General features: G+C 43.4%; 22 protein-coding genes and 1 pseudogene. 13 read left to right on the top strand and 10 right to left on the bottom strand.

Going from position 1 to position 26552, the window contains the following annotated elements; genetic code table 11:
• Positions 1-244: 244 nt before the first annotated feature.
• From RM347_RS27205 to RM347_RS27185, 5 genes are all read right to left on the bottom strand, one after another.
• On the bottom strand, positions 245-769 hold the full coding sequence (locus RM347_RS27205; protein WP_322719720.1) for a cupredoxin domain-containing protein: 525 nt from the start codon (positions 767-769) through the stop codon (positions 245-247).
• Positions 770-872: 103 nt separating this feature from the next.
• Positions 873-3701 carry a M16 family metallopeptidase gene (locus RM347_RS27200; protein WP_322719721.1) on the bottom strand — a complete coding sequence of 943 codons (2829 nt, stop codon included), beginning with the start codon at positions 3699-3701 and terminating at the stop codon, positions 873-875.
• A 142-nt stretch (positions 3702-3843) separates the two neighbouring features.
• The gene (locus RM347_RS27195; protein WP_322719722.1) at positions 3844-4287 is read right to left on the bottom strand and encodes a VOC family protein; all 444 of its coding nucleotides are present in this window, start codon (positions 4285-4287) and stop codon (positions 3844-3846) included.
• Positions 4288-4347: 60 nt separating this feature from the next.
• Entirely contained in the window at positions 4348-4857 is a 510-nt protein-coding gene (locus tag RM347_RS27190) for a TIGR02652 family protein (RefSeq protein ID WP_428850620.1), read from the bottom strand.
• A 39-nt stretch (positions 4858-4896) separates the two neighbouring features.
• On the bottom strand, positions 4897-5085 hold the full coding sequence (locus tag RM347_RS27185) for a hypothetical protein (RefSeq protein WP_428850619.1): 189 nt from the start codon (positions 5083-5085) through the stop codon (positions 4897-4899).
• Positions 5086-5099: 14 nt separating this feature from the next.
• Here RM347_RS27185 and RM347_RS27180 point away from each other — a divergent pair, with 14 nt between their 5' ends.
• The 3 genes from RM347_RS27180 (at position 5100) to RM347_RS27170 (ending at position 7504) form a co-directional block, all read left to right on the top strand.
• Positions 5100-5627: a gamma carbonic anhydrase family protein gene (locus RM347_RS27180; protein WP_322719724.1), complete on the top strand. Its 528-nt coding sequence runs from the start codon at positions 5100-5102 to the stop codon at positions 5625-5627.
• A gap of 326 nt (positions 5628-5953) precedes the next feature.
• Entirely contained in the window at positions 5954-6079 is a 126-nt protein-coding gene (locus RM347_RS27175; protein WP_322719725.1) for a photosystem II protein Y, read from the top strand.
• Positions 6080-6214: 135 nt separating this feature from the next.
• A complete protein-coding gene (locus tag RM347_RS27170) occupies positions 6215-7504 on the top strand; it encodes a bifunctional folylpolyglutamate synthase/dihydrofolate synthase (protein WP_322719761.1) in 1290 nt (429 codons plus the stop codon).
• A gap of 91 nt (positions 7505-7595) precedes the next feature.
• Here RM347_RS27170 and RM347_RS27165 read toward each other — a convergent pair whose 3' ends face one another.
• Complete coding sequence (locus RM347_RS27165; protein WP_322719726.1) at positions 7596-8894, bottom strand: ABC transporter substrate-binding protein; 1299 nt, start codon at positions 8892-8894, stop codon at positions 7596-7598.
• Between the two features lie 141 nt (positions 8895-9035).
• Here RM347_RS27165 and RM347_RS27160 point away from each other — a divergent pair, with 141 nt between their 5' ends.
• From RM347_RS27160 to RM347_RS27140, 5 genes are all read left to right on the top strand, one after another.
• Positions 9036-10142 carry a type IV pilus biogenesis protein PilM gene (locus RM347_RS27160; protein ID WP_322719727.1) on the top strand — a complete coding sequence of 369 codons (1107 nt, stop codon included), beginning with the start codon at positions 9036-9038 and terminating at the stop codon, positions 10140-10142.
• Between the two features lie 4 nt (positions 10143-10146).
• Positions 10147-10923 carry a PilN domain-containing protein gene (locus RM347_RS27155; RefSeq protein ID WP_322719728.1) on the top strand — a complete coding sequence of 259 codons (777 nt, stop codon included), beginning with the start codon at positions 10147-10149 and terminating at the stop codon, positions 10921-10923.
• On the top strand, positions 10920-11687 hold the full coding sequence (locus tag RM347_RS27150) for a pilus assembly protein PilO (RefSeq protein ID WP_322719729.1): 768 nt from the start codon (positions 10920-10922) through the stop codon (positions 11685-11687). The genes RM347_RS27155 and RM347_RS27150 overlap by 4 nt, the downstream gene beginning before the upstream one ends.
• A gap of 181 nt (positions 11688-11868) precedes the next feature.
• The gene (locus tag RM347_RS27145; protein WP_322719730.1) at positions 11869-14397 is read left to right on the top strand and encodes an AMIN domain-containing protein; all 2529 of its coding nucleotides are present in this window, start codon (positions 11869-11871) and stop codon (positions 14395-14397) included.
• 223 nt (positions 14398-14620) lie between these two features.
• Positions 14621-15196, top strand: coding sequence for a Uma2 family endonuclease (locus tag RM347_RS27140; RefSeq protein ID WP_322719731.1), 576 nt, complete (start codon positions 14621-14623; stop codon positions 15194-15196).
• Between the two features lie 60 nt (positions 15197-15256).
• Here RM347_RS27140 and RM347_RS27135 read toward each other — a convergent pair.
• Positions 15257-15394 (bottom strand): annotated as a pseudogene (locus tag RM347_RS27135) (Uma2 family endonuclease); the annotation flags it as partial.
• A gap of 223 nt (positions 15395-15617) precedes the next feature.
• On the opposite strand from RM347_RS27135, the gene RM347_RS27130 reads away from it, so the two are divergent.
• From RM347_RS27130 to RM347_RS27115, 4 genes are all read left to right on the top strand, one after another.
• On the top strand, positions 15618-16259 hold the full coding sequence (locus RM347_RS27130) for a Uma2 family endonuclease (RefSeq protein WP_322719732.1): 642 nt from the start codon (positions 15618-15620) through the stop codon (positions 16257-16259).
• Between the two features lie 764 nt (positions 16260-17023).
• Complete coding sequence (locus RM347_RS27125; protein WP_010998076.1) at positions 17024-17308, top strand: HU family DNA-binding protein; 285 nt, start codon at positions 17024-17026, stop codon at positions 17306-17308.
• A gap of 26 nt (positions 17309-17334) precedes the next feature.
• Positions 17335-18417 (top strand): threonine-phosphate decarboxylase CobD, encoded by a 1083-nt coding sequence (gene cobD, locus RM347_RS27120; RefSeq protein WP_322719733.1) that lies wholly within the window; start codon positions 17335-17337, stop codon positions 18415-18417.
• Positions 18418-18561: 144 nt separating this feature from the next.
• Positions 18562-20016, top strand: coding sequence for a dihydrolipoyl dehydrogenase family protein (locus tag RM347_RS27115; protein ID WP_322719734.1), 1455 nt, complete (start codon positions 18562-18564; stop codon positions 20014-20016).
• Positions 20017-20164: 148 nt separating this feature from the next.
• On the opposite strand, the gene RM347_RS27110 is transcribed toward RM347_RS27115, so the two are convergent.
• Together RM347_RS27110 and RM347_RS27105 are read right to left on the bottom strand one after the other, a co-directional pair.
• A complete protein-coding gene (locus RM347_RS27110; RefSeq protein WP_322719735.1) occupies positions 20165-20875 on the bottom strand; it encodes a diacylglycerol/polyprenol kinase family protein in 711 nt (236 codons plus the stop codon).
• A 42-nt stretch (positions 20876-20917) separates the two neighbouring features.
• Positions 20918-22690, bottom strand: a complete 1773-nt coding sequence (locus tag RM347_RS27105) for a DUF3685 domain-containing protein (protein ID WP_322719762.1) — start codon at positions 22688-22690, stop codon at positions 20918-20920.
• Between the two features lie 143 nt (positions 22691-22833).
• Between RM347_RS27105 and RM347_RS27100 the strand changes: the two genes are divergently transcribed.
• On the top strand, positions 22834-25878 hold the full coding sequence (locus tag RM347_RS27100; RefSeq protein WP_322719736.1) for a pentapeptide repeat-containing protein: 3045 nt from the start codon (positions 22834-22836) through the stop codon (positions 25876-25878).
• Between the two features lie 70 nt (positions 25879-25948).
• Here RM347_RS27100 and RM347_RS27095 read toward each other — a convergent pair whose 3' ends face one another.
• Positions 25949-26395 carry a Fur family transcriptional regulator gene (locus RM347_RS27095; RefSeq protein ID WP_322719737.1) on the bottom strand — a complete coding sequence of 149 codons (447 nt, stop codon included), beginning with the start codon at positions 26393-26395 and terminating at the stop codon, positions 25949-25951.
• Positions 26396-26552: the final 157 nt, after the last annotated feature.

Genomic DNA, 26552 nt, shown 5'->3' with positions numbered 1-26552 from the left:
AAGTATCAATGCTTTCTCTAGATTACTTGAGAAATAATATCTATAATTTAAGTTATTTTAATCCCCGATCGGATTCTTCCAGTTTAGCCGCTAACGTATATAGAATAACACATTCGCATACTCCTGATGTGTTGGACTTGAATCAAAAGTACCATAACTTTTTTTTCGCTGCACACTATGCGATTTAGCTCAATTAACTTTAATTGAAACATTAGACGCTGCCAAATACTGAGTTGAATAATTTTTAATTTGTGATGGCGATCTCTCCAGTCATACCTGCTTCGGTATGTCCCGGTATTGGACAACGCAAGCCATAAGTGCCAGATTTTAGGGGCACAAATACCCACTCAGCTTCAGCACCTGGCTTGAGTTCTAGTTCGTGGATGGCTCCTTTAATTTCTACTTTGCCTGCTTGGACTTTTTGTGTCCAGATGCCATCAGCAAAATCTTTAGCAGTAAAATAGTGCTTCAGTTGACTGGGATTGGTAAGCCGTAGTTGATAGCGTTTGCCAGCCACTAATTCCAAGTGATTTGGCTCAAACTTGAGTTCGTTAGCGGAATTACCCAAGCTAACTGTAATTTCTGTGGCTGGTTGCTTGAGCAAATCGCCAGACAAATTTGCCGCCATTGCTGGAGTAACAGCGATGAAATTTAGACCCAGCAGAAACGCTAATATCACGTAGTTACGCCGTAATATTTGCACCCAAGCAGGAGTTGGGCAAGTAAGAGATTTAATTACAATTTCGTAAAAATGGTTGTAAATTTTCATCACTAGTTCTCAAAAGGCAATGCTAATGAGTAGGAACAATTAATCGGTAGTGGGAAAAACTACTTTACCCATTCTTTATATTATCCATGTCCAGTGCCCATATTTACCTAATGCCTTTCTCTGCTAACACAGATGGCCCAGCAGTAACGACTACGATTTGATCTGGATGGAGTAACTCACGAGACGCTTGATTAACTTGGTCAAGAGTAACTTTCTGGATTTTATCAGTGAAGGAGTGCAATTCTACTTTATCTAGTCCATACACCTCATTCATCAAAATTCTATCTGTTAATTCCTCTGGGTTTGCCAGGGAAACATTGTAGTTGCTGATGAGCGTGCGTTTAGCTGTTTCTACTTCCAGTAGGGTGACGCCTTGTTGATGGATTTGCTGTAGTATTTGGCGGGTGCTAGCGATCGCTTTATTGCTATCTTCAGGACTAGTTTGCATCTCAATCAAAAATGTCCCTGCATTTTTCCCAGCTTGGAAGGAGCTATAAATTCCATAGCTCAAACCTTGGCGATCGCGTACTTCTGCACCCAGTCTACTGGATAAGGTATCGCCTCCCAAAATCTGGTTCAATACTAAGGCTGCGTGAAACCGAGGATCGTAACGGTTAATAGCTGTGTAACCCATATAAGTAACAGCTTGGGCTTTACCTGGTAAAACTGGGTTGACACTCACTATTTTTTCCGGCATTGATACCGTGGGATATTTTAATGTGGGTGCTTGACCGCTAACTTCCCAGTCTCCAAACTCATTTTTAATGAGCGATCGCACTTTGTCCAGATTAAAATCTCCCACCAGCGCTAGCACTGTCGTATCTGGACGATAATGTTTCGCTTTGAAATCAATCACATCCTGGCGCTGAATCTGCTGTAAACTCTCCTCTGTGGGAAAGGTGTGTAAGGGATGTTTTTTTGGGTAAATTGACTGAACAAATATTCTTCTCGCTACTTCTGATGGCTCATCTAATTCCAGTTGCAAATCAGTTAAAGTTTGTTGGCGATGCAGTTCCAACTCTTTGACTGGAAAGGTACTATTTTTAACAATATCTGCCAATATCTCCAGGAGTCTCGGCAAATCCTCTGCTAAACTATCACCTTCGATATGCACACCTTCGCGATAGGTTTGAAAGTCTAGACTTGCCCCTCGTTCTGCCAAAACTTTGGCAATAGTTAAAACATCCTTGCTTTTGGTGCCATTGAGTAAATTATCTGCGACAAAAGCAGCTAGTCCAGCTTGATTATCTGGATCAAATTCTGTCCCGGCTTGAATATAGCCGCTCAAGGTAACGGTGGGAGTACTATTATCAGCTAACAGTAATATCCGCAGTCCGTTGGTAAATTTGAATTCCTGTGGTAATACTTGGGCGATTGCATCTGTAGCCAAATCCACAGGCGGTAAGTACTTCCCCACCTCAGAAGGAAGCACAGGTGCGCCAGGAGAGAAGTTTTCTGTAGTTTGGGCTGAGTCTGGTTTGTCACCAACTTCTGTTATCCGCTTCTGGGTTGGTTCAAAAAAGCCTACTGTCCTGGCTCCTTTTGTGAGGTATTTGTTAATTACAGCGACAACATCCGTCGGCTTCACTAGACGAACAGCTGCCAAATAGCGGTCTGTGTAGCGATAATCACCAACAGTTGTCTCATCAGTGCCCAATCGCATTGCTTGAGAGGTGATATCACGGTTACTCAAAATTACATCTGCTGTTAATTGGGTTTTGGCTCGTTCAACTTCTTCAGATGTCACACCTTTTTCTGCTACATTAGCGATCGCACTACTCAACACTGAGTCAATTTTTTTCAAATCTTGTTTAGATCCAGCTGTCACCAACACCTCATACCATCCAGATTCTCGCAAACTGGTAACGGACGCTGTTAATTCACTAGCTAAACCTGATTCCACCAATGCCTGATAAAGTCTAGAATTCCGTCCCTCTGTCAAAATGTAATCCATCACATCTAGCGCAGGCACATCTGGTTGATTTGCATCCGGTAGAGGATACACCGCCTGTAATAGTCGTCCTGCACCCGGTTCTCGTAATACGATTGGAGATGAAGAGGATGAGGGAGAAATAACTCCTGCCGACGCTCGCGGACTCGCTAACGCTGCGCTATCCTGCCTCCTGTCTAGTTTCCCAAATACCTCTTTAACTATTTCCAGAGTGTTTGCAGTTTGAAAATCTCCAACAATTACTAAGACAGCATTATCGGGACTGTAAAAATTGCGGTAATATTTTTCTACCTGCTCAACTTCAAATTTCTCGACATCAGCTTTCGTGCCACCAACAGGCAACCCGTAAGCATGATTGGGAAACACCGCCTGCATAACGGCACGGTTGAGGCGATATTCTGGACTATTTTCGTAACCCTGCAACTCCGAAATTACTACCCGCTTCTCACTCGCTAGTTGCTCTGGCTCAATCTGGGAATTTTGCATCCTGTCCGCTTCTAATACCAAGAGCGCTTTCAGCTTGTTTCGTTCCACAGTACCGTAATATGCAGTTTGGTCATAGCTGGTAAAAGCATTGGAATCACTACCTAAAGCACTAAACAAACGTCCAAATTGAATCGGACGATTATTTGTACCTTTAAACATCATGTGTTCCAACTGGTGGGCAATGCCATTCACGCCCGGTTCTTCGTTGCGTGAGCCAACCTTGTACCACACCTGCACCGTCACTACTGGCGCAGTATGCACTTCCTTTGTCAGGACAGTTAGACCATTCTCCAATACTGTCTTACGGACATTTTCTGTCAGTGTTGAGGGCATTATTCTTTTTGCTAGCAAGCTTGACTGATATTTTTCTTTATTAGATGTGGCTGCATATTGGCTATGAGCAGGTCGATCGCTCAACAAAAAAACCGCTACTAGCCATAAGCTTAAAAATAATAACGGCAAAGGATATTTATAAAATCTGGAAAATCCATACATGTATTTAGCAGATATATCTGTAAATTAAGTTACATAGTTATTTGGGAAAGTGACTACAATTTAATCTGGTAAAAAAATCTGTTACCTCAGTAACAATACAGAAAAACAATATATTAGCAACAAAGGTAATAAAAAAGCTAAATTATGGCAATTTTGCTAAAACCCGAATGAATTCTAGGGGTAAGCCATCAGTATCGGCGATGAAAGCCACTTCGTAAAGGCGATCGCCTATTTGCTGTTGTGTCGGTTCTAAAAGTACCTTCAACGGTTGTAATTCTCCGGGTTGACTCTCAGCAGCTATTGCTACACGTTCTTGCAAATTTGTCAACCAGTTTGGTAAATCTGGTGTAATCTCAGTTAAATCGAACGAGAGATGATAGTAGCCCACATAATGTTCGTCAGCAAACGCATCTGGTGCTGGTTTTGGTTCGGGAATTTGGATCAGTTCAATTCTGCCGCCCAACCCTTCCATCCAGCAAGCTAGGGTGTAGCCGGTAGTAAAGCGTTCCGAAATTGTAAACCCTAAATGTTCGTAGAAAGCGATCGCTCGATGAATATTCGCAGTCCGAATAGAAGCGTGGTGCATAATTTAGTTATTAGTCATTAGTCATTAGTCATTAGTCAAATGACCAATGACTAATAACCATTACTCAAATAACCTGAAATAGGGGTAGCGCACAGGGACGCCAGGCTCTTTTTCCAAGTCAAAATTAATCACTTCCCAGCAAGGATCTTCTGAGGTATCGGGGCTAAACTCCACGGGTAAGCCGTATAGTCGAGCAGCTGTAGCTTCTGGCTGTCCAGAACGCCAAGGTGTGCTGCGTTCTAAGTAGCCACTCATCAATTCCTGATAGCGTCGAGCAATAATCACTCTTGTTGCTCGATAGCCTTGGGTATACAGCTTGTCTAATGCTTCGTGAATTTCAAACCGAATACCATCAGGATGAGTATGCTGCCTATACCATTCATTATTCCACCTGCGCCAATGACGCCCCGATTGCAAATGGATTAACTCTCCATTTTTAGGATTAGCTTCAAACGCGCCATGACGCGGACACAAATAGGTATCTGTTAGCGTCAGCGCCGGAATAGTCTGGCGACAGTGGGGACACTGTATTTCCGGCCCAAACATCGGGTACTGCAAGCCTGGATTCATCATGAAGTGCGTACAAACATAATTTTGTCTTCACCAGCACTAGTGGATTGGATTATACACTTCGGCTCCACCACTTTGGGTTACTTGCTCACTGCCGCATAGACACGGAGTTGCGACAGAAACATTGTTCACTAGTGTTTTCCTCAGCGTAGAGGCTTGACGCTGTGATATTCTGGTTGTGCAACCAGCCTCAAAGGTTGGAGTTTCTCCAGTGTTCCTGGGTACCATATTAATATTCTATCGTGTCTACAGCTTCTTACTGGACATCTCCCGATTTTTCTCAAGCTGCCTTCATCGCAGCCAATGCTGTTGTTATGGGTTCGGTAAATATAGCAGCAGGGGTGAGCATTTGGTATGGAGCAGTGGTTAGGGGAGATGTGGAACGGATTGAAATTGGCGAATGCACAAATATTCAGGATGGTGCAATTCTACATGGTGATCCTGATTTTCCAACAATCTTAGAAGATCATGTTACCGTAGGGCATCGCGCTGTGATACATTCCGCTTACATCGAGCGTGGAAGTTTGATTGGCATCGGCGCAGTGATTTTAGACGGGGTACGAGTGGGCGCTGGTAGCATTATCGGTGCTGGCGCAGTCGTAACCAAGGATGTACCTCCTTTATCCCTAGTTGTAGGCATTCCTGGCAAAGTGTTACGGCAAGTATCAGAAACTGAAGCCGTAGAACTCATTGAACACGCTAAACGTTACCAAAAGTTAGCTTTAGTTCATGCTGGTAAAGGTACTGATATCGGGTTTAAGAAGTCTTAGGGGACTTCCAACTAAAAAAATATCCTATCGCTGTGGAGGCAGGGGGCAGGGAGCAGGGAGCAGGGGGAGAAAGAAAAATCTTATCTGAGTAAATTTGGATAATTTATTTTCTGGAAGTCCCTAGGGAGCAGAGGGAGCAGGGAGCAAGGGAGAATTTTCCCCTCTGCCCCCCGCACCCCGCCCCTCTGCCTCTTTTCAATGCCCAATGCCCCATAATTTAAACATTCTTTACATATCTAGTTGGAAAAGTTGCCCACTTCAGCTAAAAATAAAAATGAGAGCAGTTGACAAAACTTTAATTTCTACTTAAGAGAGGGGTTCTAGATATGGATATCGATTACCGTATAGCGATCGTTTTAGCACCAGTTGCCATTGCTGCTGGCTGGGCAGTGTTTAATATTGGCGCTGCGGCTTTAAGACAAATTCAAGGCTTTTTGGATAGAGAAGCTTAAATTCGGCTCAATATCATTACTCTTCAACCGGCTGTTGTCTTTACGGAGACAGTCGGTTTTATTCATATCGATGTAATGCGGCATTGGGTTTAGTAGTCTCCCTTGTCTCCGTCATCCCCACACTCCTCACCCATCTTGGATATAGATTCTGTAATACAGCCCCTGCAACGCTTTGGCGTTCATTTGGGACTTGCTCGCATTGTCAATCTATTAGCAAATCTTGGCAATCCCCATCACCAAGTCCCGATAATTCACGTTGCTGGCACTAATGGGAAAGGTTCAGTCTGTGCCTATCTTTCTTCGGTACTTACTGAGGCTGGTTATCGGACAGGACGCTACACTTCCCCCCATTTAGTCGATTGGACGGAACGTATTTGTCTGAATGAACAGCCAATTTCCTCAGAGGAATTGAGCCAATTATTAGAAAAAGTCCAAACGGCGATTCGCCCTGATGATGATTCTGCAACTCAGTTTGAAGTAATTACGGCAGCTGCTTGGTTATATTTTGCCCAGCAGCAAGTCGATGTGGCTGTGGTAGAAGTCGGACTAGGAGGGCGCTTAGATGCTACCAATGTCTGCTTGGAACCCTTGGTTACAATCATCACTTCTATCAGCCGGGAGCACTGGCAGCAACTTGGCCCTACCATCGCCGACATTGCTAGAGAAAAAGCAGGTATTCTCAAACCTGGATGTCCCGTTGTGGTTGGAGGATTGCCACCGGATGCAGAAGAAGTTGTGCGATCGCGTGCTTTAGAATTAGAATGCCCGATTTTTACGCCTCAACCCGCCCGTGAATTAACCTCTGGATGGGCAGAGTATCAAACAATAAAAAATTCAAAATTAATTAAATACCCTTTGCCCTTAGCAGGACAAATTCAGTTAACTAATTCAGCTTTGGCTTTGGCTGCATTAGAAATTCTCCAACAACAGGGTTGGCAGATTTCTGAAGAAGCCATAGTTAATGGCATGGCAAAAACTAAATGGCCGGGGCGGATGCAATGGACTACTTGGAACAACCATAAATTATTACTTGATGGCGCTCATAATACGGCCGCAGCCCAAGTTCTCCGCCAGTATGTTGATAGCTTAAATGCAATTAATCACAAGCCAGTCAATTGGGTTATGGGAATGTTTTCCGATAAGGATCATGCTGATATTTTTACTGCCTTACTGCGACCAGGCGATCGCCTTTTTTTAGTAGCAATACCCATAGAACCTTGGCCTGGTAGAACTTCTGCTGACCTAGACTACTTAGCAAACCTAGCTTACAGCCTCTGTCCAGAATTAAGCGATCGCCAAATACATCCAGATTTATTCACAGCATTAGAAGTCGCAACCTCAACCACTACCACAGATGATTTAATCGTTGTGTGTGGTTCCCTTTATTTAGTAGGCGATTTTTTACAGAGGGAGAATAGGGAATAGAAAAGAGGTATCGGGGCAGGGTACGGGGGGCAGAGAGGAAAACGCTTTTCCCTTGCTCCCTGTTCCCTTGCTTCTTCCCCAGTCCCCTAATTTATCTTTGATTCCACTCTTGTGCCGCATCTTCTACGGCTTTATCTACAGTCTTCTCGCCTAACATTGCTGCTTGCAAGTTCTCGTACACTGCCTTTTGCAGTTTGTTGAAATCCTTCAAAGTCGGGGTTAATATTTCTGCCTGTTGCAGTTCTTTGGCAGTGATAACTCGCGCTTTTTCTACTGTTGAAGCATTAGCTGGAACATTTGTAAAGTAACTATCAGATAATGCTTTGATTGTAGAAGGTAGGACATTTGCAGCTTTAGCAAAGGCTAACTGATTTTCGTCATTGGTGACAAATAAAGCAAACTTCACAGCGCCATCTGGTTGTTTGCTATCACGCGGAATAACTATGTTCATCACAGCGACATTTTTCTTGCCTGTGTCACCAGTGAGTTGAGGTGCTATTCCCGAAGCTTGAGCAATTTTAGGGGCATTATTAGCGATCGTCTTCAGAAACTCGGGTCCAGAAGCTAGAAACGCAGTTTCTCCAGATTGGTATAAATCGATCGCGTGGCGATGTCCTTGAGTCAAAGCTTCTTTAGGAAGCAAGCCTTTTTTATACAAGTCAACCCAATACTGAAACGCTGCTTTCCCTTGTGCTGAATTAAACGCCGCTTTCCCCTCAGCATCTACTAGGGTGACTCCCATTTGCACGAAAGATTCCAGCACTTCACCAGAATCTTGCGGTACGAAAGTCACAAAAAAAGCATATTTGCCAGTCTTATCTTTAATTTGTTGCGCCGCTTGTGCCAATTCTGCGTAGGTTGTGGGTATCTTATTGATACCTGCCTGTTTTAACAAATCAGTGTTATAAATGGTTAGCCGTGTGGTGAGATACCAGGGAATCCCAAAACTTTTGCCATTAAGCGTGCTTGCTTTCCAGATATTCGGTAGATAGGAGGAACGTACATCGTTTGGGACTTTCGCGTCTAAATCTAACCAGGCATTTCGTCCAGCAAGTTGGGAAGCGAAACCCGGATTGAGGTTAACTACATCAGGTGGCGTTTTTGCTGAGACAGCTGTTAAAATTTTGTTCTCCATTGCCGCCCAAGGTACATCAACCCAATTAACCTTTATACCTGGATTTTGCAATTCAAAATTTGCAATTAGGCTTTTGAAGTAGTCGGTAAATTGAGGTTGGAGTTGCATTGTCCAAAACTCAACAGTTGCTGCTCCTGAATTAGCTTGTTTTGTACTTGTACCAACATTACCTGTGCTGCAACTTACAATCCAACTAGTTAATAAGCCAAGCAGTGCGAAAGCAATAAGTTGTTTAAATTTTCGTAATTGAATCATTTTCCCAGTATTTTTACGCTTGCTCAGTGTGAAAAGCTTAGACAGAATTGTCGAGATTATAGGCTAAATAAATTACCTAGCACCAAGTCCGTTTCTTAGTATCATTTAAATTTTCAATTTAGCAGTCCAGCGGGCACAACTGTGGTAAAAAGCTTCAAAAGTCTGTTTGGCAAATCGAATAAAGGGGTCGGTATTGAACTTGCTCCCGAACGGGTAAATGTAGTTCAGCTACGCAAGCAGCGTCAAGGCTTGAAACTAGAAACCTTTACATCGGTAGCAGTTCCAGAAGGCATAGTTACCGATGGTCAAATCACCGACCCTCCAGCAATGGCACAATTAATCCAGCAGGCGCTAGCTGAGAGCAAAATCAAAACTTCTCGCGTTGCTACTGCTGTACCAGGGCGAGATTCCATCGTTCGGATCATACCAGTGCCAACGGAGTTAGACGACAAAGAACTGCGAGAAATGGTGCTAAACCATGAAGCAGGTTTGTATTTACCTTATCCTCGTGAAGAGGCTGATGTAGATTACCAGAAACTTGACTACTTTATAGATGAGGATGGCATTGAAAAAGTACACGTACTCCTAGTTGCAACCCGTAAGGAGATAACGGATACCTATATAAGTACTTTCGAGCAGGCAGGATTACAAATTGATGTTTTAGAAATTAACAGTTTTGCGCTGATTCGGACTATTCGCGAGCAACTGCGACAATTTGGGCCACAAGAAGCAGCAGTACTAGTTGATATAGAGTTCGATAGTACAGAAATCGCCATCATCGTTAACGGAGTGCCGCAATTTTCGCGCACAGTTCCAATCGGGACTTATCAAATGCAAACTGCCTTAGCAAGGGCAATGAGCTTACCCACATCACGAGATATGGAACTGTTACACGGAATGATCATTCCCCCAACTCCTATAGACGGCGGGAAAACCGGCGTCACCGAAATCAATCCTGGTATGGCAGCCATATTGAGAGTATTGGGAGAACTAACAGATGAATTGCGCCGTTCCATCGATTTTTACCTCAATCAAAGTGAAAATTTGGAGGTAGCGCAGATTTTATTAGCTGGGCCAGGAGGTGGACTCCAACAGCTAGATGAATTTTTTACCCAACGATTGAGCTTGCCAACTACCCAAATAGATCCAATCGGGTCTTTGTCCTTGGAAGTGGAAACTGATAAATATCCACAGGTACAACGCTCTGGCTTGGCGATCGTACTCGGTCTAGGAATGAGGGAGGTGTAACAAAATGTACAGTCTAGATGTTAACTTTCTTAAAGATCGCCCAGCATATCAGAAAAAGCCTGAGAGAAAGGGAGGAATAGCCCTAAATCTGCCTACGGGTAATTTAACACCAGTGTATGTGGGAGTTGCACTAGGTGTAGGTCTTCCAGCTTTTTTGGGAATCGGTTGGTGGTTATTGCAAGGGAAGATTGTTGAATTAGAGGGGACAATAGCACAACTAGATCAGGAAAACAAAAGGTTAGATACAGAGATAGGAAATCTTAACAAAATCAAAGCCGAGACAGACGCAGTTAAAGGGGAAACCCGAGCTTTAGTCACAGTATTTGACCAGATTCGTCCTTGGTCAGCAATGCTGCAAGATTTGCGCGATCGCATCCCAGCAGCAGTGCAAATTAAGAACATTAGGCAAACCCCACCCATTCCGGCAGCGGAAGGAAAGCCAGCAGGCAATCCCGCTGGGGGATTAGAAATTACCGGATTCGCTCGTTCTTTTAACGATGTCAATGATTTCTTATTGAGTTTACAACAGTCTCGGTTCTTGAAGTCCACAGAAAGCAGAATTCTGACGGCAACGTTAGTAGATGCTCCTTTAACTCCAGGTGTAAGTCAACCCAATAGTGGTGTAACAATTAAACCACCCCAAGTAGTTGAATACACTATTCAATCAAGCATGAGTGATGTTCCAGCTTCGGAATTAATCCGGGAGTTGGAAAAAAAAGGCACAGTGGGGTTAGTAACTCGAATTCGTAGTATGCAACAAACAGGAGTCATTTCAAAATGACGCTGAGTGATGATTTAAATTTTGCCGAACATGGTGGGGAATTCGATTCGGAAACGCCAGCATACCCAGTGCTATTTGGTATTGCCTTCACACCAAAAATTATTGGGATCTTGGTGGGGGTAATTGGTTTAGCGGGAGCAGGTTATATATTGTTAAACCTGCTGATGCCAGCTTGGGAAAGCTATCAGCAGCAGCAAGCCAAAACCTCCGAACTGCAAGGGCAAATTGAGCAGAAAAAAGCCAACATCAAACAGATTGACAAAGTTAAAGAGGAACTAGCACAGGCAAAACTGCAAAAAGTTCAGGTTTTAGGTTTATTTGCTAACGAAAAAACCTTGGATACATTGCTGTTGGATATGAACCGCTTAATTGAGTCTGGCAATACTCCAACTTCTATTAATGCAGTAAGAGCCAAACTGAAGAAATTTGTGCCAGTTTCCCAAAAACCAGAACCAGTTACCGATGGAACACTAGGACTCCAGGTTGACGGCAAGCTGCAACGCAGCAGTATCAATGCCGAAATTACAGGAACTTATGAACAAACACAATCAATAATGCGTAACATTGAGCGTCTACAGCCTTTGTTAATAGTTAAAGATTATCAAGCAACTTTGGCTCCAGTAGAGTCAAGATCCCCATTAGATAAAACGCCAGTGCGGGTAGGCCCAACAGCGATTAATACATCATTCCAGTTACAGGTATTGATGCCACTTAGTCCAGAAGAAATAGCGGCTGCGGCAGCTAAAAATGTCCCTAAAAAGTAGTTAGGAATGAGTAGTTAGGAGTTATGAATTACGAGTTATGAATTGCGAGTAATGAATTACCAGTTATGAATTACGAATTATCATTCTTAACTATTCACTCCGAACTCATAACTATTTACTCTTAACTCCCAACTTCTCACAATTGTTTGTAAACAAGGTTTTATAAGGTGAGGAATGAACTGTGAAACAGCTTCACGGTAATAGTTTTATATTGGGTACTGCCGCTTTTGTATTTTTGGCAGCTCAACCAGTTTGGGCACAAATTAGTCAAATTACTGATGTCCAGTTAAAGCCAGTTGATGGTGGAATTAGCGTTGCTTTGAAAACTTCTTCAGGGTCGCGCCCCCAAGTTTTCACTACAAAAAGAGGCAAGGCTTTAATCGCAGATATTATCAATACTCAATTACGATTACCACAAGGTAATAGTTTTCGTCAAGATAGCCCAGCACCAGGAATTGCGTCTGTTGAGGTTAATCAACTTGATGCCAATAGCATCCGAGTGACGGTAACTGGCAGTAACAACGCACCTGGCAGTCAACCCGTGGTGCGATCGCCAAATGGAATTACACTCAGCTTTAGCCCATCCACAGGCACTACAGCATCAGCACCAACGTCAACAGCGCCAACATCCACAGCACCGCCTGTTACTACTCCAGTCCAATCTGGTCAAAAGCCAGATGTTCTCGTTCCCAACCCGCAAGTCACCATTGACGGACAACCTGCACAAGCTGCTGGCCCAGGTCAACCAGTGAGTCAGGCTCCACCTTTCTTACCCAGAGCCGTCGCACCACCAGTAGGAGATATTGCCATCTCTAATACTGATGCTTCTCCTAGCACCATTGACTTAGGAACTCAGGAACGTGTACCCCGTCTAGTGCTGCGAGATGCGCCGGTGCGTGAGGTGTTGTCACTGCTTGCCCGTGCTGCTAGTTTGAACCTGGCTTATATCGGAGGTGAGCAAGGTGCTGCTGCTAATTCACCAGCGGTTTCTCAAACAATCTCGTTAGATATAGAAAACGAGCCAGTGCAAGATGTTTTTAACTACGTCTTGCGCTTAAGTGGTTTAGAAGCTAACCGCAGTAATCGCACAGTTTTTGTAGGGCCTAAACTACCTAACTCCACCCGTGACATGGTTATGCGTAGCCTGCGACTTAATCAGGTAACGGTAGGAGTCGCTTTAAACTTTTTGGTCGGTTTAGGGGCAGAAAGTGCCGTCAGCCGAGAACGACAAGTTACCAGTGTTAGTGCTGTGGCTGTTGGGGCTGGAGCTGCACCCATCACCCAAACTCAGACTACTACAGAAACCAAAATTGAACCTCTACGCATTGATTTTAAAGACTCTAGCCCATTACTTAGAGGTTTACAGGCATTAGGAGATGAGCGCACCAATTCTCTGACCTTAATTGGCCCTCCTCGGCTAGTTGAGATGGCAATGGCTCAACTAACTCAGCTTGATATTCGCCGTCGTCAGGTAGTAGTCAATGTCAAGATTATTGATGTTAACCTCTTGAACACCCAGGACTACAACACCAGTTTTTCCTTTGGGGTTGGTAACAATTATTTTACAAATGATGGCGGTGCAGCATCTCTCAATTTTGGCGGTTCCAGACCAGCTACTAGCGCTGAAGTAGCAAGTAATTTAAGCGGTGGTAGACCTGTTACTGCTAATCCCTATAGTGGTGGTAATACTTTCCTGGATTTAAATAACTCCACTCCTATTCCAGGAACTGGGGTAGGCAACAGAAGGATTGTGGACGGGGAGTTACAAACTAATGTACCAGGAGGGACTGAATCATTCTTTAACCGTCGAGCGGGGGTTTCAGAAAATCCATTCCAAGCCGGTTTAACAGACTTTACGAGGGGAACACCAGATATAACTACTGTTACAAATACTCCTGCCGTTCCTGGTACTGCTGCTGTTCCTGCTGTTCTTGATGCACAAGGTAATGTGCTTGTTCCTGCGGTTCCTGCTACTCCTGGTACTCCTGCCCGTACAGTTACTACGTTCACACCAGGAGTTTTGGGAACAGCAACATCTGCTCTACCATCTCTGTTCCAGTTCCCCAAACGTCTTCTCGCTAGTTTGCAAGCTCAGATTACAAATGGCAACGCCAAGATTTTGACAGACCCGACGTTAATTGTCCAAGAAGGTCAAACCGCTAATGTCAACCTGACTCAGGAAGTAGTAGGCAATATTACAAGGGAAATAGTTCGCGATGCGAATCTTGCTACAGAAACGATTTCAGCAGAAAAAGAGCAAGTAGGTTTAACCCTAGCTGTTAAAGTTGAACGAATTGACGACAATGGTTTTGTCTCTCTATCGGTAGCTCCTGTTGTCAAAGCACCTCAAGCTCCAGCTAGCATCAATGTTGGAGGTGGTGGTAGCCAACAAATATTCTTGGTATCTGAGCGCTCTCTTAATTCTGGCTCGATTCGCCTGCGAGATGGTCAAACGCTAATTCTCTCAGGTATTATTCAAGATTCAGACCGGACAACTATTTCCAAAATTCCCATCTTGGGTGATCTTCCACTAATTGGTTCGCTGTTTAGAAGTACAAACAGATCCAACCAGCGCAATGAGGTGATTGTATTACTCACACCTCAGATTATGGATGATACAGAGAACTCCTCCTACGGCTATAACTACGCCCCCAGCCCAGAAGTGCGGCAAATCCTTGAGCGTCGAGGGTTGAAGGTTCCTGGCAGGTAATAAAGATGATGAGCAGGTAGATAAATCACCTCTAACAAAGGCTCATATCCCCGACTTCTTAAAGAAGTCGGGGATATTCTTGTTCACGGCATTCTCCACACAGAGCAGATAAGTGACTGAGGCGTTGCAGCGAAATGCTGTAATTTATTATTTCATTGTGGTATAGAACAAAATGGATATAAGTTTGTAGCCCAGTCAGCTAACAAAAACGGGACATACTCTTATGACGGCACTTACATTAAACCTTAATTCTGTAATTAAACTGACAAGAGAGCAGTTTTATCAATTGTGTCAAGAAAACCCAGATTTAAAATTAGAACGCAATGCCGAAGGAGAGTTGATTATAATGCCACCTACCGGAGGAGAAACAGGAAAAAGTAATTCTACTATTAACGCTCAAATATGGTTCTGGAACGAGCAAAATCAATTGGGCGAAGTTTTTGATTCATCAACTGGATTTACTTTACCTTCAGGGGCTGACCGTTCTCCAGATGTTTCTTGGGTGGAAAAATCTCGTTGGGATGCTTTGACTAAAGAACAAAAAGAAAAATTTATTCCCCTATGTCCTGATTTTGTTATCGAGATACTTTCGCCTAATGACAGCTTGAAAAAAACTCAGAACAAGATGCAAGAGTATATCGAAAATGGTTGTCGTCTAGGTTGGTTGATCAACCGAAAAAAACAGGAAGTAGAAATTTATCGTCCAGGACAAGATGTGGAAGTTTTAGAATTTCCTCAAACTATTTCCGGGGAAAATGTTTTACCTGGTTTTGTACTCAACATACAACGAATTTGGTAAAAGGTTCGAAGTCTGGACTTCAGTTTTGACATGTTTATAAAACAGCAAGTGGAGTTGTGGCTATGTTGGTAGACCTCCAGCTTGAAAAATCTGTTCGGTGGTTAAATTCAATTCCGGGAAAGTAGGTGAGACGATGCGTTGTTTACCGCCGCAGGCATCGCTGCCTCTAAATTGAGTAACTTGGTATTCACCATCGATTTCAACAATCACACCATCATATAATCGTACCTTCCGCCCTCGGGCCGCCACGCTGCAAAATCTTCAAAGGTTACTAGTTTGGGTATAGCTTGAGTCATAATTTATCTTCCCTAGAGTCGTTTCGAGCATTCTGCTTCCTTGCCTTAGCTCGATTCCTGTTCAGCCTTAACTGTAATATTAAGGGGTACAGTACTGGAAAAGGTTTGTTGTGGAGAACTGAACTATGGTGGCAATAACAACATCCGCAGAAAATAGAGTTTTACTCCACAACATCAGCTGGCAAACATTTAAAACCATGCTGGCTGAAATGGGTTCAGAAAGAAACTCCCGATTTGCTTATGACGATGGAACCTTAGAAATTATGACCCCACAAATGCCACACGAGAACTCAAATCGCTTAATAGAGGTTTTTGTTGGGGTGCTGTGCGAAGAGTTGGGTTGGGAAATTAAACGCGCTGGTTCATTAACTTTAACGCGGGATGATTTGCAGCGGGGAGCCGAGCCAGATAGTAGCTACTACATCCAAAATGAAGCATTAGTTCGAGATAAAGAAAATATTAACATCGCCACCGACCCGCCCCCAGACCTTGTGCTGGAAGTGGAATATTCCAGGTCTGCAATAGACAAGCTTAGGCTTTATGCTGCGATGGGAGTCCCGGAATTTTGGCGTTATAACGGCAGTGTGTTGCGAGTCTACACGCTTGCAGGTGGGCAATACTCAGAAGTCGAAACCAGCCCTACTTTTGCGTCTGTGTCAGTGAAGGAAATTCCTCGATTTATCCAAGAAGCGAAGAAGAATGGGGAAATTGCTACTACTCGTGCTTTTCGGGCTTGGGTGCAACAGAAAATTTCTGCTAGGGATTGACTCACTCCGGTATGAATGCACGGGTATTCAACAGGTACATACTCAGGGGTTTTCGACATTTTTCTTACAAGGGTTTGTTGAGTGCCTGCGTTCGTCATACCCCTATGGAGAAGTAAGCTACGCGTAGCGTCTTGCGACACGCTGCGCGAATGCAGAGAAGAATTTGTGATAGCGATCGCCATCATAAATGTTAAGAAAGATGTAGCTAATGGATAGCCTTCTAGGGGAGAGGTTTTAATTTTTTCTTTTTTACTGCTAGAGAAGCTTGCTAGGGGATTAGATTTCGCGTTGGTTTTTCCACATAACGTGAAAAGTGATCAAAATCCCCGATTTTTTAGATAAATCAGGAACCTGAGCCTTCGATTTCCATAAAAATTGGTTAATCTCAGCAATAACTCTTCAACAACGGTAATTAATCCCAACAAACGCTGACCATCTTCCACCTCTCCACTCCTCTGTTTTATTGACAATAAGGGTATTTACTAAGTATTTTTTCCTACTTTTGGGGTGGTTTTTAGTGAAACAACTACCCTAAAATTACAAAACATCCTGAAATCTATATAAATTAATGGTTTCATCTATCCACATCAGGCTACAACACCTTAGAATGATTCATTGAAAAGTCGAGCCGATGGGATGTACAGCCGTTTTGAGTAAAAATACTCCCTAAGCATGATTTTTGTATTTTCGCGAACAGAGATTTCAGTACAGATGCACCAAAGTGCACCCGTAAAGAATCTCAAGTAAACCTTCAGGAGTTTGACATGAACAAAGGTGAATTAGTTGATGCCGTAGCTGAAAAAGCTAGTGTTACCAAGAAACAAGCGGATGCAGTCTTAACTGCCGCTTTGGAAACGATTATTGAAGCGGTTTCCTCTGGTGATAAGGTAACGTTGGTTGGATTTGGCTCATTTGAATCACGGGAACGTAAAGCCCGCGAAGGTCGCAACCCGAAAACAAATGAAAAGATGGAAATTCCCGCGACGAGGGTTCCTGCCTTCTCGGCAGGAAAACTGTTTAGAGAAAAGGTAGCACCCCCAAAAGCATAGGTTCTGTCTTCGGGAACCCTTTTTTAATGCGGCAACCTGCACACGGGGGAAATTTAGCCTGGGCAGCAGCACTGGCTGGCTGTCCCCCTGACGCTATTCTGGATTTTTCTGCTAGCATCAGCCCGTTGGGGCCTCCAAACAGCGCGATCGCTGCTATTAAGTCCCAAATTGGTAATCTTAAGCACTATCCAGACCCAAATTATAGTGAACTGAGACTAGCTCTCAGTCACTTCCATCAATTGCCACCTGAGTGGATTCTGCCGGGTAACGGCTCCGCAGAATTACTTACTTTAATAGGTAGGGAATTAGCTCAGTTAGCCGCGACAACTTTAATCACTCCAGCCTTTGGCGACTACTACCGAACCCTAAGGGCGTACAACGCTAATGTGCTGGAGTGTCCTTTGTCATTAGTCACTGGTCATACTCTGGGCGAAGGCGAAGTGCCTACGTCATTGCTTATTCACAAAGAACAAAGGACAAAGGACAAAGGACTGCTCCTGAATAATCCCCACAACCCAACCGGAAAGCTATTTTCGCGGGACTCTATTTTGCCCTACCTAGAGCAATTTGCTTTGGTTGTGGTGGATGAAGCATTTATGGATTTTGTGCCGCCTAATGAGGAACAAAGCCTGATTCTGGTGGTGCAGGAATATGCAAATTTAGTAGTATTGCGATCGCTGACCAAATTTTACACTCTCCCAGGACTGCGATTAGGATATGCGATCGCTCACCCCGACTGCCTAGCTAAATGGCAGCTATGGCGTGACCCCTGGCCCGTAAACACGCTAGCGGCGGCGGCGGCAATTGCGGCACTCCAGGATACGGAGTTTCAACAGCAAACCTGGGCATGGCTGCCACCTGCACGAAACCAACTCTTTCAGGGTTTGGCTAAAATCCCCGGATTGCAACCCCAAACAAGTGCTGCTAACTTTTTACTGGTTGAGTCTCAACATTCCACTTCGCAGTTACAGCAACAATTACTCAAGTATCACCAGATTTTAATCCGCGATTGCCTTAGCTTTAAAGAACTAGGCGATCGCTTTTTCCGGGTTGCTGTACGTTCCCAATCAGATAACCAACGCTTACTCACAGCGCTAAAAGAAAGTTAGGAGTTATAAGTTATAAGTTAGGAGTTATAAGTTGAATAAGGGTTTTAACTTCTAATTCCTAACTCTAAATTCCTAACTTTAAATTCCTAATTCCTAATTCCTAACTCTAAATTCCTAATTCCTAACTCTTAACTCTAAATTCACGTGACCGTTGACTACGATGTCGTAATTATTGGCGGCAGTCTTGCTGCATACTACGCTGCCCTTGCTGCAACCCAACTACGTGCTACAGTTGCCCTGGTGGAACCTAAAGGAGACTACGGGTTTACTCATCACCATGCTCTTACCGAAATTAGTAAACTGGCGCAGAAGTTGAATGTTGCCGCTGGTTTTGGTATTCATGCCACACACACTGATAGCTCAGAAGAATGCCACATATCTATGGCATGGCAAGAAGCGATGCTGTATGCTCAATGCGTAGCCTCAAATCTTAAAGAACAGCATTCTCCAGCCATCCTAGCCGCGCTGGGAGTCGATGTCATCGTTGGCAGTGGTCAATTTCAATCTCTACCCCAACTGGCTTTTTCCGTAAACAATCGTCTACTACGCGCCCGTACCTATTTGCTGGCTAGTGGTTCACATCCAGCAATTCCCGAAATTGAAGGATTGCAAGCCACTGGCTATCTGACCCTATCTAATATTTGGCAATCCTTACAGGGAGAGACATTACCCAAAAATTGGGTCATTATCGGCGGAATTCCCCAAAGCATTGAAATTGCTCAAACTTTAGCACGGTTTGGTTGCATTGTGACGCTGGTAGTCAAGCATCCCTATGTTCTACCATATCTAGACCCTGAGATAGCCATATTGCTTCAGGCGCAGTTGGAAGTCGAGGGTGTGCACGTCCTCACCGAAAAACTGGTAACTCAGGTAAGGCTAATTGAGGATAAAAAGTGGATTCAAGCAGGAGATAAGGCCATTGAAACTGATGAAATTTTAGTGGCGACTGGACAACAGCCGAATCTTGAATCTCTAAACTTGGCAACAGTAGGTGTGAAATGGCATCGGCGTAGCTTAGTGGTGAATGATAAACTGCAAACCACTAACCACCGCATTTACGCTTGTGGTGATGTAATTGGTGGTTATGACTTTGTCAATATCGCTAATTATGAAGCAAAAATTGCCCTGAACAATGCACTTTTTTTCCCCAGGTTACGAGTAGATTATCGCTCCATTCCTTGGGCAATGTTTTCTGTGCCGATGGTGGCGCAAGTAGGTTTGACAGAGACCCAAGCAAAACGCCAATTTGGTCGAGATGAAGTTTTAGTTTTGCGACAGCATTTTAAAACAGTGGCAGCAGCCCAACTCCGGGATGAAACCACTGGTATGTGTAAATTAATTGTGCTACGCAACGGCGTAATTTTGGGAGCTTCGATATTGGGGGCAGAAGCTGGAGAGTTGATTAATTTGATTGCCTTGGCAATGTCACAAAAAATTAAAGTCAAACATTTAGCAAATTTATCTCTTGTCTATCCTAGTTTCTCAGAAATTCTGGAACGAACTGCAAGAGAGTGGAGTAAACAAAAGTTAAATAGCAACATTGCTATGCAAGAGTTTCTGGAAGGCTTCTTCCATTTTTGCCGCAATTGGAATTTATGAGTGGGGAGTTAAAAGTAAAATCTCGTTTCCAGGTAGAACCTGGAAATGTACTTCAAAGCGCCTCTGCCGCTCATCAGGGAGGCGGAGCCTCGTGGTAGGCATTCCCAGTCGGAGACTGGAAACGAGGCACTCTTGCATGAATTTTGGTTTAAAACCCATGCATTATTACCCACACTACCCCAGCCGCTATTAGAGGCACGCTGAGGTTATCTGTGCCGTGGGGGGAGACTGCCTCTGCTAAGGTTGCAAAAGTAGCAGTTACCACCGCAGTCAACAAGGCCCATCCTAAACTTAAAGGCGTTGATAGGGGACTCAAGGACGAACCAGGTAGCAACAACAGCACCATGAAAACTACCACTGTACTCGCTACAAACATTGCTAGCGAACCCTCCCAGGAACGCACAGAATTTCCCACTTGGTACTTATGCTGTCCGAAGCGTCTACCGATTAATGCTGCTAGTGCATCCCCCCAAGTCATCGCCATTATTCCAGCTACAGCAATTGGGGCGCTATCTACTGGTCCATCTGGTCGCCATAGCAGCCCGAACAGCAGCGTTACTGAGATAGCGAAATAAACTGTACCAGGTGAGCTATCCTGGGTATCCATTGCGCCGATGATTCGGTAGCGGTAAAACAGGTAATTAAGTCCGATAAAGGTTGCAAAAGGTATAATTCCGATTTCCCAGTGGCTAAACAGTAGCAGAACGCCGAAAGCCCACATCCCTGCACCAATATGGATTACCTTGCGAGTCAAATCCGGCTTCACAGCAAACAGTCTACGCAGTGCCTCGCCAATGACAAGCAGACCAGTAGCGTAAACATAAGAAATTGCTAGCCCAATAAAATCATTGTTGGTCATTGGTCATTAGTCATTTGTCATTTGTCAAGAGTTAAAAATTCTTCACTTAGGTCGATCGCTATTTCGTCTAAGGTTTTTTTCTACTAACGAAACGCTGCCAATACCTTGAAGAATACCACGACCGATCAAACCTAAACCACGACCAATTATTTGAGTGAGAATGAAGACTATACCTCTACCTACAAAAGCTACTAGCGATTTTAAACGCGGTGCGATCGCATCACTAAATTCTAGGAGCAATGTCACTACTAAAGGAATATTAGAAAGTTTTTCTAACTCCTGATTTCGAGGAGCATAAACTGAAGTATTAGCAATGCCACGAGGCACAATTACAAATATTTCGTAGCGACTTTCAAAAACTGATTTTGGCTCATTTATATAATTTTTTAATCGATATTTCCACGATAAATCATTTCTAAACCGTTCAATCTCTCTTGTGGAAATTAATTGTCGCCCATAAAAATTTTGCTTAATCGCTTCTACATCTGCTAAAGAATTTAGTAGTGGTTGCACTACTCCATTCGCTACCTGAATCAACAAGTTCTCTAAAATCATTAATGCTTGGGACTTGGCTTCAACGCTTACTACTGAATATGAGATATTATCAATGTTCAATTCTATTTGAAATATTAGATAAGAATACAACTCACAAATTAGCGGAATTTTGTTGAGGATATCTCTTTGTACAACTTCTGTATTTTGTAGTAACAAATTAACAATTTCTATATTTTGATTGCCTATTTGTATTCGAGAAAACTTCCCAAAAAAATCTGTGATTGCTGCTTGCCATAAGTCACGTAACAAGGTATTTTTAACTTCACATAATTGATCTATCTCTATTTGAGAAGTACGCAGTTCATCCAACTGGTTAGCAAATTTTTGCAGAATCAGATAAAGTAATTCCCGTTTTTTATCTTCACGAAAAATGTCAATTTCTAAAGGGATATCTGTGACATTCTGTAAAGGAAATTGAAGTTTCGTAACACAAGATGCAAACAAGGCAGATTGTAGTGCTCCCGGACTAAGTAAAGGTGACACAGTTTGCCTTTGTTGAATGGTACTAATTAATGGAGGAGTGAGAGGCAGCTCATCAGTAACGGGAATATTTTCCTCTTGCCTTTCTTGTGATGAAACCAACAACCGATTTAGCAACCAACGAGCCGCTAGCAGTTCTCGTCGCTGTCCAGCTAGAATTGCTCGATCTAGTACTGGTAGTCCGGGAACTTGTAATTGTGCTGTTACTGCGGCTAGGGTAGCGTCAATGTGAGCAATTCCTGACAAACGTAAATTATTTCGTAGTCTAGAAAAAGGGAGTGGGGAGTGGGGAGAGACGCGATTAATCGCGTCTCTCGCGTCTCTACTGTTAGGAGTTATTATTGCTTCCGTGTCCTGAAACCAATAGGAACCACCATCTGCAACTTCTTGTATGGCAGCAACTAATTCAGGAAGTGGTGTGCCTTTGGGGCAGTAGCCATTAATACCAACAGATTTTGCAGCCAATAGAAGTCCTTGTTGTTGAACAGAACTGAGGAGCAAAATTGGCAGGTTGGGATATAAGGCTCTGAGTTGTCGGCAGAATTGTAAACCTAGCTGTTGACTGGTGGTAGAGCGACCATTACCGAATTCCAAAACCACCAAATTTACCTGATTAGGGTCTTCTTTGGCAATTTCTGCTAAAATTTGCAAGGCAGCGGTATCAGTTTCTACCGCCGCGATCGCTTCTAGGTTCGGAATTGCTTCTAGAGCTACCCGTAATCCCAGACGAAAAATCGGGTCTTGGTCAATTAACAATAATTTTAGAGGGCGATCGCTCATAGTCCACTCAATTACACAAGCACTGTTTTTTACCAATCAGAAAACAGCTTTGATACAAAACTTTGTCTTCCCCATTGTTACCTGTTTTCGTAAACGGATAAATCGATCATAATTGCCATAGGCAGCCTTCACTGTGTAATTAAATGAACCTGAGTATTCGGCACTGGTTGGCAGAACGCCATATTGCAATCAATCAAATCAGAGGGTTTTCAGCGGGGCAATTGGCAGGTATTGCCTACCGTATTGTTCAGGATATGGAAATCAAAAGCCTCATGCCTTTTGATATCTGTACCTTGGTAGAGGTTTTAGAACTGCCCTTAGGTATTGTTTGGGAAGAAATCAGTATAATTTCCCAGTTGACAGAAAAGCTGTTGCGTAGCCTCAGCCAAAAAAAACCGTTAAAACGTAATGAAGGGACATGGCTAGCGTTTCAAATTGCCTATCTCCAAGGTTTGCAAGCAATTCTAGAGCAGGAAGCAAGCCTACAAAGACTGTGGCTAGACCGGGCAAGTATACCAATCCAACCACACATACTTAGAGAGGATGTGGGTAAACTCATCCTCCAAGAACCGCAACTGCAAGGATTGCTGAAAACTCTCAGCCCTGGCAAATTGACTGACACTCAAGCTGAACAAGCACTGTCTTTGGTTGCAGATTCATTACTAGTGCAACAAATAAATAACGCTGCCATAGCTTGGTTAGTTGCTAATGGTGCAGAGGAACCTGAAGCTAAACTTTTAACACAGCGTTTAGTCAACTCACTTCCTGGTCACTTATTGGTAGTCGTTACCGAGAATGCTGCACCTTTAGCCCAACTGCAAAAATTTTTCCGTTTGGGGATTTCATTATCTCCCAGTTTGCTCACTCCAGAAGTTGGTTCTACAGTCGCTGAGAAAATTGATTTGCACCGAGAACATTACCGTGCAAGTTTGATTAAAAACCTCAGTATACCATTGCTCATGGAATCCTTTGCTCTTAAGGATATCTATGTGCCACAAAAAGGCTTACCAATAGAGGAAAGTATTTCTGAGCAGGATAAAAAAACTGTTAAACCAGTTGATTTAAAAACATGGGCACAGCAACAGCTAACTGATTTAGAAACGATCGCTGTGATTGAGTCGGAACCTGGTTATGGAAAAACTAGTTTTTGCCAACTTTGGGCAGCACAAGTAGCACAGGAATTATACCCTACTTGGATGCCAATACTAATTAGGTTGCGGGATGTAAAATACGGCAAAACTTTAATCGAAACTCTAAATTCTGCTTTTCCTGTTAATCTTTCAGCTTGGTTAGAGCAAGAAAATCTCCCGTGTCTGTTGCTGTTGGATGGTCTGGATGAACTGCCCCCTTCTGCTCAGGGTATAAGGGCACAAGCAATTTTTATTCAGCAATTACTGAACTTTCAATCTCAACACCGACACAAAATTGTGTTGACGAGTCGGTCAACGACATTACAAAAAATCGCTCCAGAAATATCGCTATTATTGAAGCGAATTATAATTCAGCCATTGGATGCGGACGAACTCAAACAATGGTTTCAACAGTGGGCAAAAGTGCAATCTTTGGCCATTGCTCAAAATTTCTTTACATTTTTAAAACAGGCAGGGTTATTTGTCAATCAATCAAAGTTAAGAGAATTATCTGCCCTTGTCCGTCAACCCCTAATGCTGCATTTGTTGGGCATTTTGCACCGTGACGGATTGCTAGATGATGAACTATTGCAGTTAGCAGGTAATAGCCAAAAGTCTTCTCTGTTATGGGAAATTTATCATCGTCTGAGCCGATGGCTATTGGGCTATCCGCTAATTGGTGGGATTAAGACGATGCTACTGCGCTCAGGATCGGCTCATATCCACCGAACTCCAGAAGCGATCGCTAATTTACTCGCTGGTCGTCATCCCCAAGATTTACTTGAGCAGATGCAAGCGATCGCTCTGAAGATTTTACACTCGCAACGTCATCAAATTAATTTGGCTGGTGAATTTAATGCTTTACCAGAGTTTTACTTTAAAATTCGGGATTTAGAAAGCTCAGGCAAAAGCGCAGCGCAAAGTAGTTTAATTGAGTTTTCGTTTATCAACTTAGGAGAATCTCTTTGTGCAGATGCTATTGCTGCCCAACTTAAATTTTTAACTCAGTACCAGGATGAAGCTTATGGTACGCTCACTTTTGTGCTTGATTCTCCCAGTAGCGTAGCCCAGTATATTTACAATTTACTAGGTTACGGGATACTTAGCCAAGAAATTGAAGAATTAGCAATGCCTGCGGCGGGCTGCGCCTACGCAGGATTGCACCGACAGCAAAAGCACAAATTTTCCTTTGAAATTTTGTTTCAACGTCTTTTGTCTTTCTGGCGTCCTTACTGTCAAGGCCGTTGGTTAGATGAGGGGATAGCCCACAAAGCTTTGACTCATTTTCACGCACTGCAAAACCCTGTGAATGTTGAACAGGTGAATGCTGCGGTGGGACTGAATGTGTTTTTATTACTTTGTGCTTGCTACCGAGAAACAAAAGTTCCTTTTTGGCCTTGCGGTAATCCAGCGAATTTAGCAGAATTCAACCCAGAGGCGCTGAGTATGCTGATTGCTAAGACAACGGTTTTGCATAAAAGTGCCTTCGCAACCCGAATCAAGTCTCTGGCTGGACTCAATTTATCGGGAGCCTCTTTATTGCAAGTGATGCTAACTGGGGTAAATCTTGAGCAAACAAACTTATCCAATGCGGAGCTAATCGGGGCGAATTTAGCTGGAGCCAATTTGCAACAGGCGAACCTCGCAGGCGCGAACTTGCAACAAGCAAACCTTGCAGGCGCAAACCTCGCAGGCGCAAACCTCACAGGCGCAAACCTGCAACAGGCTAACCTTTTGGGGATAAATCTGAATTCAGTTAATCTCACCAACGCCTGTTTATTTGATGCCATCCTCACTGAGACTGACAAAAAATTGCTCACCGATAATGGTGTCTTGTTCTCCAAAGAGTCGTTTCAAAGACAGAAAGATTTGCGTAGTTTACCGCCGCAGGCATCGCACCAGCCCTTTTTAAACACCGTAAAAATTACATCAAACACAGATGTTAATTGGAACAAGACTCCTGCGTTCGGACTAATTGAAAGCTCTGAAGGCACGATTTTACCAGTAGATTTATATGATGATGAGACAGTTTTTGGCAATAACTCTATTGGAGAATAGGGAATAGAGCATTGGGCATGGCTCAAGAATCAATAATTCTTCTTCCCCTGCCTCCCCTGCTCCCTGCTCCCTAGCCCTCTTGCGGGTTACGGTAGCCAACAAAGTTAATACTGTAGTCAGTAATCCGCACTCCTGTTTCTTCTTCAATTTTGCGGATCAAATCTTCTGGTAGTTCCACATGAACATCAAGAATTTGATTTGTATCCACACAGTTTATATGACTGTGAGAGTCACTGATATTGCCGTACAAACGCCCATCACAGCGTTCAATACACTCAATGATGCCTTGACTGGATAATGCTTCTAAATTTTGATAAACAGAGGTATGACCGATTTCTTTGCCTTGTTGGTTTAAGCGATCGTAAATCTCTCTTGCAGCAAGGTGTTCATTTGCTTGCCAAAGTAGTTCCAGAATAAAGCGACGTTGACGACTGACGCGCATACCCAAGATTTGACAGCGCTCAAGAGCATCTTCTAAGGAACGAATTGGTTTTGTAGTAATTGTTTGTTTTTGCATATTACAGCTTGTTAACTGTTGGGGGAATTTTCCCATCTAAATGTTTATTGGTTATTTAATATATGCAATCATATTGCACACCGCTCTTTTACCTATGCTTGTGTTTTGGCTTTTGATGCTGCGGAAGTCATAGGTGGCGAAAATAATTTTTTTTGCT

Origin of the sequence: Nostoc sp. ChiQUE02, from assembly GCF_034531305.2 — a bacterium.
Classification (GTDB): Bacteria; Cyanobacteriota; Cyanobacteriia; order Cyanobacteriales; family Nostocaceae; genus Nostoc.
This window is presented reverse-complemented; position numbering and strand designations above follow the sequence as displayed.